Genomic DNA, 10,727 nt, shown 5'->3' on the forward strand with positions numbered 1-10,727 from the left:
GGTAAATGACAACCAAGTAGTGCAGAAAGGAGAATTGCTGGTTGCGATTTGGAGAATAGTTCCAAGCCCAACAAATAACATTATCATTAAAGAAAGTGGTAATAATCGCGAAATCGAAAAAGCAATGAGTGCCAATCCCAAAATAGTTGGCGCGATCGCAATTATCTTTCCCAGCCCAAATATGGTTTTTCTGGTAGCTAAATAGATACCCCCAACCAATGCACCAATTCCCGAAGCAGCCATTAAAAAACCTAATGTTTCTGCACCACCTTTAAGAATTTCTTCGGCAAATATTGGGACAAGAATAGTATATTGAATCCCAAATAAACTAATTAATGCTGATAACATTAATATGGCTCGAATTGGTGGAAATCCGAAGGAATAGATAAATCCTTCTTTGATTCTCTGTAAAGGGTGGACATTACTTCTGGGTATTTGGTTTACTCTGACTCGCATTGCTAATAATGCCATAATTACAGCAATATAACTAACACCATCAATTAAAAAACAATAACCAGCACCAACTTGCGCTAACAATAAACCACCAATTGCAGGTCCAACTAACCTTGCACCATTAAACATAGTAGAATTAACTGCGATCGCATTTGCTAAATCGTCCCTTTTTTCAATTAACTCCACCACAAAAGCCTGACGTGCAGGAGCATCAAAAGCATTCACAAATCCCTGAAACAAGCTCAAGACAATAATATGCCAAATTTGAATCGTTCCCGATAATGCCAGTGCAGCTAAAGTTAATGATTGCACCATCGCTAAAATTTGCGTACCAATCAAAGTCTTATGACGGGAAAATCTATCAGCAAAAACTCCACCAAAAGGAGCAAGAAAAAAACTCGGTATCTGACTAGTAAAACCCACAACCCCCAACATCAAAGGGGAATTAGTCAAACTATACACCAACCAAATTGTTGCTAATTGCGTCATCCACGAACCAATTAGCGAGATACCTTGCCCAGCAAAAAATAAGCGATAATTTCTTGACCTAAAAGCTGGCAGTATTTGTTTTAAACTAGCAGATGCATTGAACACAGAGATTTCCCCGAATCAGCAAAATTTTTGCTTGTTTTTCAAGATAATCCCTAACCTATTCATATCTCTACTCTCTGAAGACTGAATTAATCGGAATCTGAATTAAATAACATACAACTCTTTATTGTATAGTCCTGATGTTGGGTTACGCAAAGCCTCCACCCAACCTACAAAGAATTGCTGAATTAAAAAGTAGAGAGGAAACTAGAAACCGGGTTTCTCTTTAACTCAGTACGACTATCTTCGATGTAACACCAATAAGAAACCTGGTTTCTCCCATCATCGAATGCTTGATGCAACGAAGAATTATTCGGGTTCTCGCGTTTAGGGAGAAAGCGAGTCACTGCTGTGCGGAGGTTTCCTCCGTTGAAGCAAGTGACGGGGTTTTTAGGTTATCCCAAAGATTAGAGATTACCCGTGGGGGAGAAACCCAATTTCCTGAGTTTTCCTCTCTGCGCCTCCGCGTGAGATATGGTGATTACTTAACCACAACACTCACTTCAGCCGACATTCCTGGTGAAACCCGCGATTCATAACCTTGAATACTCCCAGAATCAAACACTATTTTTACAGGAATCCGTTGGACAATCTTAGTAAAATTACCCGTGGCATTATCTGGTGGTAACAAAGCAAATTGCGCTCCCGATGCTGGGGAAATGCTATCTACACGACCTTTAAATGTATGCTTCGGAAAAGCATCAAGTTTAATTTCTACCTCTTCTCCCGGTTTCATCTCCCCTAACTGGGTTTCCTTGAAGTTTGCAACCACCCAATAATCATTGTTAACAACTGCCATCAAAGGAGTTCCCACTTGTACCCGGTTCCCAACTTCGACATTTTTTCGACCAATTCGTCCGGTTGCAGGTGCAGTAATATTACTGTAGGAAAGCTGTAATTGTGAATCTTGAAGGGATGTTTGCGCTTGGCTAATCGAAGCCTTTGCGGCTTCATACTGCGCCCGATTAACGTTGGTTTGCTGTCCCCCTGCTGTCGCTTGTTGCAACCCACCTTTGGATGCAGCTAATTTTGCCTGGGCACTGGTTACACCTTCCCTCGCTTGCGCGAGTTGAGATTGTGCCCGTACTACCCCGACTTTTGCCGATGCTAGTTTTGCCTGTGCCTGCTGTACCCCCTGCTGTGCTACGCTTTTTTGGGCTACTGCAACATCATAGGCAGCTTTTGCTGTGTCTAACTGCTGTCTGGGGATTGCACCTTGTTGGAAAAGGCTATTGTAACGGTTGTAGTCAGCTTGGGCTTTTTGCAAATTTGCATTAGCTTGTGCTACCTGTGCTTGGGCTGCGGGAATACCCGCTTGTGCTTCATCTATAGTCGCTTGGGCTGCGGGAATGCCTGCTTGAGCTTCTTGTACGGCTGCCTGTGCTGTGGAAATTGATGCGATCGCACCACTCACATCACCTTGTGCTTGCGCTGTTTTGGCATTAGTAGTCTGGGAAGCTAACCCGATATTTGCTTCGGCTGCTTGCGCTTGTCTTTGGGCTGCTTGTAATGATGCTTGTGCTTGTTGAACTTTGTTTTGGTAGTCGCGAGTATCAAGTTTAACTAGCAATTCTCCTTTCTGCACTACTTGGTTGTCATTTACCAAGACTTCGCTAACTGTACCAGGAATTTTGCTACTAACCTGATTGATATGTCCAACAACGATCGCATTATCTGTGTCTTGGTGCGTCGAAGCATACTGCCAATAGTTATGTCCAATTCCACCTACCACAACAGCACCAACTCCCAACAGTCCCAAAATTAATCCTAATGGCTTCTTTCCTTTGGCTGTGTTCGCTTTTCCTTGTTGCTGTTCCTTCTGTGTTTCCGGAGTGACGAATGCTGCTTCTGCTCCACCTGCTCCTGATAGCTCTTCTTCTAAATTTGGCTTGTTTGCGATGCCGAACATCTTTGTACCGCTTTGCGGTTCCCGCAGGGTTGGTATCCCATCTTGTTCAATCGTAACTACTTTGGCTTTATGTCCGTTATTTGTAACTTCCATGATTCTTTACCCACCCTTTTTATAAAATACTTTTAACTCTTATGTTTAGTACGCTGAATATATACCTGATTTAATTTTATCCTAAATTAGTTCGTGTGCTAAGGATTTTATCAGAAGAACTTAGTAAATACCCTCTGTCAATTAGGTGAAACTAGTTTGAGCAAAAGGTAGAGATATCTTGGTTGACTAGTTCCCCATCAGGAGATATTGGAAATTGCTTGATTCAAAATCTGGGAAAATAATTCGCGATCGCAATCAGAAATACCTTTCATAGCTTCTTCCCGTAACTCGACAGCCAAAGGTGGTAAGGTATGCTCAAGTTCTCTTCCAGCATCAGTTAGCCAAATACGCCAAATTCTTCTATCTTTAATATCCCGTTCCCGTCGCACTAAGCCACGTTCTTCCATGCGATCGATAACACCAGTTAAAGTCCCACCAACTTGCTGTAATTTATCGCCAATACTCGAAGTTGGCAAACCGTCATCTTGCCATAAACAGCATAACACCAACCAATGGAACGGCGTGAGTCCAAATGGTTCCAACTTTTCGGTGAATTTGCGCGTCAACAATTGTGAGAGCAACTTGATTCTGTAACCCATGTTATGGGGTGCTAAAATTTGTTGCCAGGATGGAATTAATTGAGAATTGTCAAATGCAGATATCATCTTAAATCTACTTAGCGCACGTAATATTAATATAGCATAGATTTTGTTGGATGATTGTGTAAGTACTTAGGCAAAATTAATTATATATTGTCAGTACAATTAATTTTGCACAACTACTTAGCAGCTTTGGGAATGGGACAAGGTTGACATCAACTTACTCTCATACTACAATGTAATACAATAATAAAAAATGAATGTGTTTAATCCAAATGTTGTTTGATGTTGAAAATCCCATCTGGCTTAATTATTAGTCTCGATATTCACTCAATAAATCGTTAATTGAGAATAAGTGAGTAAAAATTGCCGGGAAAAGACACTTTTTTGCTCTGGCACGATTGACGCAAGTAGTTTATAGTACGGGAACACTTTTGTATCTTCCTAAGTTCCGCATCGCAATACTCGATTTAGAGAACTCCACAGAATAGTTGATCCTGTGTTGTCATGCTGAGTGTAGCGAAGCGAAACGAAGCATCTCGCAAGATTCTTCACTACACTTCGTTTCGTTCAGAATGACCGAAAAGCATTTCTTTTTGTGGAGTTCTCTTAGTGTAAAAAGTCTGATACAAGTTTGAATATAAGTCTGAAATATGGATTTTGATTATTTTAGAAACAATGACGGTTCTGCCGAAAATAGAAATCGTCATAATTTACTTTCTAGTGGCTGGCGACCTTTGCGGCGTGATTTTGATGTAAAGTATTTCTGGCAGTTGTTTCAGACTGATACCCAGGAGTTGACGCAGAAAAGTGTTAACCTCGCGAGCTATTATGCTGATGCCTTGGGACGAAAACAGTATGCTTGGTGGGCTAATATATTAAATGTTGCGTCAGATTATACCCGTGGGGAATTTGAAAAGTATTGGAATTACGTAACTCCAGAACCCCTAACACCAGACTATCGCTACAAAGAGGTTTTGAGTACTGAAACCCCAATTGTTCAATTTGTGAGTCGCAACAGTATTCCCATTGACTACGTACTTAATCGTTTGCAAGAAATAACTGTGGTGCGAAGTCTGGAAATACTTGGTCGTCCTGATATGATTACCCAATATTATTCAGAGCGTGACTTTTATTTTCCTGTAGAAAAATTTATTAATTGGGAACGTCTCGATGTCATCAATACGGTGTTTGCCTATTGGTCGAAATATGACGTTTGGTTGCAAATTGACCCTTACGATCGCGGCAGAAGGGGTTATAGTTTGATGGCGAAAAATTTAGCGCCATTAATTAACAAGTCTACTTACGATTTAGCAGTAATGCTAAGTGGGTATCAAAGTCGTGTTGGCAAGGTTCACAGCCAATTTTCCATTCGCAGTTTTCCCGATAGCATCCAAAGCTTTACCGATTCGGTACAACAAACTATTCTCGATCAACCTCAGCTAGCTGTGTTGGTACATGGTGAACCGGGAACTGGGAAAACCGTATGGACACAAGCCGTCGCTAAAGAAATTTTAGTCCCATTGGGGTACGTAATTTTCATTCTTGACCATGATGCGATCGCAAATTTTGTTCCACCTACATACTTGGAGCGTATTTGTATCATCATTAATGAAGCTGATAACCTTGCCCAAAATCGTGCTTCTGAAGTTGCCCAGTACAACAATAAGACCGAACATATATTGAGTTTACTTGACGGAACCCTTTACCAAAGCGTCATCGATGAAAGAGGTATCCACATTCAACAACGGCTAGTTATCCTCATGACTTGTAATACTACCGAACGTTTAGACCCCGCAATGTTACGTAAAGGTCGGATAGACTTGATGTGCGAATTCGTACAGAAATTTGTTTAAATAATATCGCTGGATTGGTTGAATACCTCTAGAATATGACGGCAAAAATTTTTGATGCGATCGCTTATTTCCTCTGATGGATGGGTTCTACCAACAACATTCCAGTTTTCCACTGTGGAAAGCCTCCAAGCCTCACCCAGATGGTCAAATCCGGCAACTTCGACTCCAATGACTCGACGTGAATTTGTGATAGGGTCTTTATATAAGCGAATTTGAAATAGTAAACTTCGACTTCGCCATGAACGACTGATGCCAGGAAAGTGAAAACCAATATCGATCGAGTCGGGGTCGATTAATTCTCGCGTGTCTGGGTCATTTTGCCAAGGTTTGAGGTCAGATTTGGCATCTGGAAATTCGTACTTGAACAAATTGACCACAGTGGCTATTTTGCTGGCGAATTCAAGGCTAATTGCCATCTCATCTGCATTCACGAAAACACTCCTAACTTTGTGTAGGTGCTTTTTCTGATTTGACGACAGAAAAATTACTGAAAAGCTTATTCAATTAGTGTTTCAGCTTATCAATAGTTGTTAATTTTTGCAACGTTAAATCAACTTTTTCGCTCTATTTTTATCTCACGTAGGGGCGCGGAGAAGGGGGGGAAATATGGAAAATGGGAGAACCCTGAAAAAGAAGAAGGGAATAATGGTGAGAAGTAACACGCTCCGATCTAAAATGACATTGTTAATTGGCTAACAAATAAGCTCTGTTTATGGCGCGTCAACGGACTCTTATTTCCTTAATTCTGGTATTTTTGGCAACATTCTTGATGAGTTGTGGAGGTCCTGCTGTTTCGACACCACCTCCAACTTACACACAAGCACAAGTGCAAAAGATAGATGAATACAAGACGGATATCATTGCGGTACGCGATCGCGCTACCGAACTCAGACAGTTAATTGGTACAAAGGATTGGATTAAGGTTGGTAATTTTATACATGGACCAATGGCGGAAGCGCGTTTGGACATGACATATATTATCCCCAATCTGCTACCCAAAGAGCAACCAATAGCTCGAAAAGTCGCACGGGATTTGTTTGAGCATTTGGTTAAAATCGACCAAGCAGCGACTTCTGGCAATCAACCAGTTGCCGCAAGTAATTTTGCTGCTGCTTATGTTGACTTTGATAAATTCCTGGAATTATTGCCTGAATCCATCAGTTCTACTGAGGAAGGGTAATTAAATTGGGTATGGGGTAATGGATGAAGGCAAAAGTAAAAAGCAAAAAGGCTAAAGAAAGAACAATAAAAAGGCTTTAAAGCCCTTAAAGTTAATTTATGAGAATTTTGTTTTTATTTTTATCTTTAAAAATCTTTTCACTTGTGTCTTTATTACAATGCCCAATGCCCAATCCCATTTTCCCAAAAAATAAATGCAAATAGCCATAATTGGATGCGGTATTGTCGGAGCTGCGATCGCATACGAATTAAGCCAATTTGAAGGATTGCAGGTTACTGTAATTGACCAAAAGCCACCTGCACAAGCTTCTACAGGGGCAGCTTTAGGGGTGCTGATGGGCATTATTAGCCACAAAGTCAAAGGTAAGGCTTGGAGGATGCGAGAAACAAGTATTGCGACTTATGAGGAATGGATTCCCAAATTGGAAGCGGTATCGGGACGAAAAATTCCCTGCAATCGTCAAGGAATCCTGAGTTTATGTTTGGATGGAGATGATTTAAGCATTTGGGAAAATCTGGCTAAAGTTCGTCATTCCCAAGGTTGGCAGTTGGAAGTTTGGGATCGAAGTCAACTTAAACAAGTTTGTCCCCAATTAAATATTGAAAAGTTCATCGGTGCTGTATACTCGCCTCAAGACAGACAAATTGACCCAACGACCCTAACATTGGCTTTGGTTGATGCCGCAATTTTAAATGGCGTTAATTTTAAATTTGGTGTAGAAGTATCGGGATTAATCCCATCCCCTAGTGAGGGGGAGAAAATCGAAATTGAAACCAGTGATGGGAAAATTACCGCAGATAGGGTTATTATTGCAGCTGGACTTGGTTCTACTGCTTTAACTAGCCAATTGCAGCAAAAAGTTGATATTCGTCCAGTATTGGGACAAGCGATACATTTCCACGTTGGACATGCTTTAGGAAATCAGGAATTTCAACCGATGCTAACGGGTAACGACGTACATATAGTTCCTTGCGGTGCAGGTATTATACCAACTACCGATTATTGGGTAGGTGCGACGGTGGAATTTCCCAATGCCGAAGGAAATTCATTACCCCCAGATGCAGAATTATTGGAAACGATTAAACAGCAAGCAATATCCTACTGTCCCGAACTGGCAAATGCTACAATTACCCGAACTTGGTCAGGTTTTCGTCCTCGTCCAGAAAATCGTCCTGCACCAATAATTGAAAAATTACCAGGATTTAGTCATATTTTACTTGCCACGGCGCATTATCGTAACGGTGTTTTACTTGCACCTGCAACTGCGATCGCAATTCGTGAGATGATTCTGAATAACCCATAATTCTTGCTACGTCTAATCACCCTATTTTATTACTTGGCGTACTTGGCGGTTAAGTAAACAAGTATTTTTTTAGATGGGAAATTAACAAACAACCAATAAAAATGGCAGTTCTCGAAAAAAATATCAAAATCGACTCTTTAGAATGGTTTTATCGCGAATCTGAACCCATCGGTCGCAGCGATTTATTACCTGTAGTATTACTTCATGGTATAGTTTCCCAAAGCTATAGTTGGCGAAACATTTTACCAGCTTTATCTAAACAAGGAAATCATGCGATCGCACCCGATTGGATTGGTTATGGTTTTTCTTCTAAACCCGAAAAACGCGAGTTTGCTTACAATGCTGATGCCTTTATTAATGCATTGGCAGGATTTATCCAAGCATTAGAAATCGAAAAATTTTCCTTAATTGTTCAGGGATATCTAGGTTCGGTTGGGTTACAGTATGCTTTACGTCATCCCGAACAAATTGCTAATATCTCAATCTTGAATACACCAATTTCCACTACTGCTAAATTACCCTGGAAAATTAAACAAATGGGTCTACCTTTAGCTGGTGAAATGATAACCCAAGACCCTTTACTTGTCGATAGAACTTTAGAAGGTGGTTCCCGTTATCGAATTGAAGATAAGGATTTAGATATATATCGCAAACCCTTCTTAAAATCCTCATCTTCAGGACGAGCTTTACTCGCAACAATTCGTAATTTACAACTTGAACAAGCTATGAATGAAATAGAAACTGGTTTCCAATCATGGCAAGAACCCGTATTAATTCAATGGGGAGTAATTGACCCTTGGTTGCCTGTCGAGATGGCAGAAAAATTTGCCAAAGCTATTCCAAACGGTGAATTAGTGCGACTTAACAACGTCGGTCATTACCCACAAGAACATTACCACGAAACCATATTACAAGACTTATTGCCATTTGTGCGGCGATCGTAATTACAGTAATCGATCAATCTGGAATCTCTAACGGTAATTTGACTAGTACGAAAAACGGATAGAATATAAACTTTTGCCATTTGTGCGGCGATCGTAAATTACAGTAATCGATCAATCTAGAATCTCTAACGGTAATTTGACTAGTACAGCTTGGCATAAATATACCTACCATTTAGTGCTTGAATTTAGTCCTCTTTTAGAGGACTTTCGCTATTAGACAGAGGTTTATAACCTCTGGCTGGCTGACGGGTTTGGTATTCACAATAGTCGGTTTACTTGCGCCGTGTTGTACTAGTACGAAAGACGGATAGAATATAAATTTTTGTCATGCTGACGAAGGTACGTTCCACGTTCCCGCAGGGTAGCATCTAAAGTATTTTTACTTTATTGAAAAGTATATCTTTAACCGGTTATTAGTATAGTACGAAAAAACCTTGATTCTAAAAGCTTTGATAGTGCGATACGCTTTTAGCGTTAAACTTCGTTTATCGCAACTCATAAACATAAATTTGGCGAAGGTATTAGACATATCCAGAAGTTGTCTGAAACCATCACAGAGACGTAGCAATACTACGTCTCTACATTCCTTTTAGGAGATGTCTACATGATAGAGATTTGCTATTTCAGTTGTAACTCTGCATCACCCACAACTTGCTCTCCTGATTCACCTAAAACTTGTGAATAGAAAAATCCTGCCAAGATAGCACCTAAGATAGGAGCTACCCAAAACATCCACACTTGCTTAAACATTTCTACCCCAGCAATAATAGCAGGACCAGTACTACGAGCAGGATTAACCGATGTATTAGTTATTGGAATACTGATTAAATGAATAAGTGTCAGTGCCAAACCAATCGCAATAGGTGCAAAGCCTTTGGGAGCGCGTCCATCTGTTGAACCTAAAATCACTATTAAAAAAATGAAGGTAAGTACAACCTCTGTAATAAAACAAGCAAGCAGTGAATAACCTCCAGGAGAATGTACATCAAAACCATTTGTCGCTAATGGATTAGAACCAGAAAGTGTAAATCCTGGTTTACCAGTGGCAATTAAATAAATTAGACCAGCAGCGACTGTTGCTCCTAATACCTGAGCAACAATATATGGAAGTAATTCAGAACCAGGAAAACGTTTTCCTGCCCACAAACCAAATGATACAGCCGGGTTAAGATGACAACCAGAGATATGACCAATTGCATAAGCCATAATCACCACTGTCAGACCAAATGCCAAAGCAACGCCTAAAAAACCAATTCCCAATTCATTGGCTTTTGCATCTGGAAATGCTGCTGAAAAAACAGCACTTCCACATCCACCAAGAACTAACACAAATGTTCCCAAAAATTCTGCAAGACAACGCGTAAAAAGTGATACCATATATCTTCCATATCATTACTAAGTTTTCCAATGGCTTGTTGAGTTTCAACTTTTTGCAACTTTAGGACAATGTTTGTCTATCTTGTCGCAGCAACAAACTGATTAGTAAGAAAATATTAAGCTTTTTCAGCTAAAAATTGATCGTGTTGCAAAAAAAATCTCTAAACTTTATACAACACCTGGATAGTTTCAATGCGATCGCAGTAGTGTATTGATACTACTTTTTTTTTTAAACTGACGCAGAATTTAACGATTGCGATAAGTAAAGTATCTATCTTAAGATATATTTTGCATTTGTTTTAATATGTAAGGGTGGCATATCTCCGCCATAGCTTACGACTGATATGGTAATATACTGCAAACGGCTTAAAATTTGACTAATATAGAACCCCTCTCCAACCTCTCCCCTTACTAAGGGGAGA

9 protein-coding genes are annotated in these 10,727 nt (G+C 40.1%); 4 read left to right on the top strand and 5 right to left on the bottom strand.

Features of this window, described 5'->3' with window-relative positions; genetic code table 11:
- From CK510_RS18855 to CK510_RS18865, 3 genes are all read right to left on the bottom strand, one after another.
- Nucleotides 1-1,047: MFS transporter (locus CK510_RS18855; protein ID WP_143289348.1), on the bottom strand; the 1,047-nt coding region annotated here is incomplete at its 3' end.
- A 478-nt stretch (nt 1,048-1,525) separates the two neighbouring features.
- The gene (locus CK510_RS18860; protein WP_245912215.1) at nt 1,526-3,046 is read right to left on the bottom strand and encodes an HlyD family secretion protein; all 1,521 of its coding nucleotides are present in this window, start codon (nt 3,044-3,046) and stop codon (nt 1,526-1,528) included.
- Between the two features lie 197 nt (nt 3,047-3,243).
- On the bottom strand, nt 3,244-3,711 hold the full coding sequence (locus tag CK510_RS18865) for a MarR family winged helix-turn-helix transcriptional regulator (RefSeq protein WP_095723172.1): 468 nt from the start codon (nt 3,709-3,711) through the stop codon (nt 3,244-3,246).
- A 587-nt stretch (nt 3,712-4,298) separates the two neighbouring features.
- On the opposite strand from CK510_RS18865, the gene CK510_RS18870 reads away from it, so the two are divergent.
- Nucleotides 4,299-5,501, top strand: a complete 1,203-nt coding sequence (locus CK510_RS18870) for an AAA family ATPase (protein WP_095723173.1) — start codon at nt 4,299-4,301, stop codon at nt 5,499-5,501.
- Here CK510_RS18870 and CK510_RS18875 read toward each other — a convergent pair.
- Nucleotides 5,498-5,932 carry a Tery_1686 family protein gene (locus CK510_RS18875; RefSeq protein WP_095723174.1) on the bottom strand — a complete coding sequence of 145 codons (435 nt, stop codon included), beginning with the start codon at nt 5,930-5,932 and terminating at the stop codon, nt 5,498-5,500. The genes CK510_RS18870 and CK510_RS18875 overlap by 4 nt on opposite strands.
- A 281-nt stretch (nt 5,933-6,213) precedes the next feature.
- Between CK510_RS18875 and psbQ the strand changes: the two genes are divergently transcribed.
- From psbQ to CK510_RS18890, 3 genes are all read left to right on the top strand, one after another.
- Complete coding sequence (gene psbQ, locus CK510_RS18880) at nt 6,214-6,681, top strand: photosystem II protein PsbQ (protein WP_095723175.1); 468 nt, start codon at nt 6,214-6,216, stop codon at nt 6,679-6,681.
- Between the two features lie 193 nt (nt 6,682-6,874).
- A complete protein-coding gene (locus CK510_RS18885) occupies nt 6,875-7,984 on the top strand; it encodes an NAD(P)/FAD-dependent oxidoreductase (RefSeq protein WP_095723176.1) in 1,110 nt (369 codons plus the stop codon).
- Between the two features lie 101 nt (nt 7,985-8,085).
- The gene (locus tag CK510_RS18890; RefSeq protein WP_095723177.1) at nt 8,086-8,928 is read left to right on the top strand and encodes an alpha/beta fold hydrolase; all 843 of its coding nucleotides are present in this window, start codon (nt 8,086-8,088) and stop codon (nt 8,926-8,928) included.
- A 618-nt stretch (nt 8,929-9,546) separates the two neighbouring features.
- On the opposite strand, the gene aqpZ is transcribed toward CK510_RS18890, so the two are convergent.
- Nucleotides 9,547-10,305 carry an aquaporin Z gene (aqpZ, locus tag CK510_RS18895; protein WP_095723178.1) on the bottom strand — a complete coding sequence of 253 codons (759 nt, stop codon included), beginning with the start codon at nt 10,303-10,305 and terminating at the stop codon, nt 9,547-9,549.
- Nucleotides 10,306-10,727: the final 422 nt, after the last annotated feature.

This window comes from Brunnivagina elsteri CCALA 953 (assembly GCF_002289455.1).
In the GTDB taxonomy this organism is placed as follows: domain Bacteria; phylum Cyanobacteriota; class Cyanobacteriia; order Cyanobacteriales; family Nostocaceae; genus Brunnivagina; species Brunnivagina elsteri.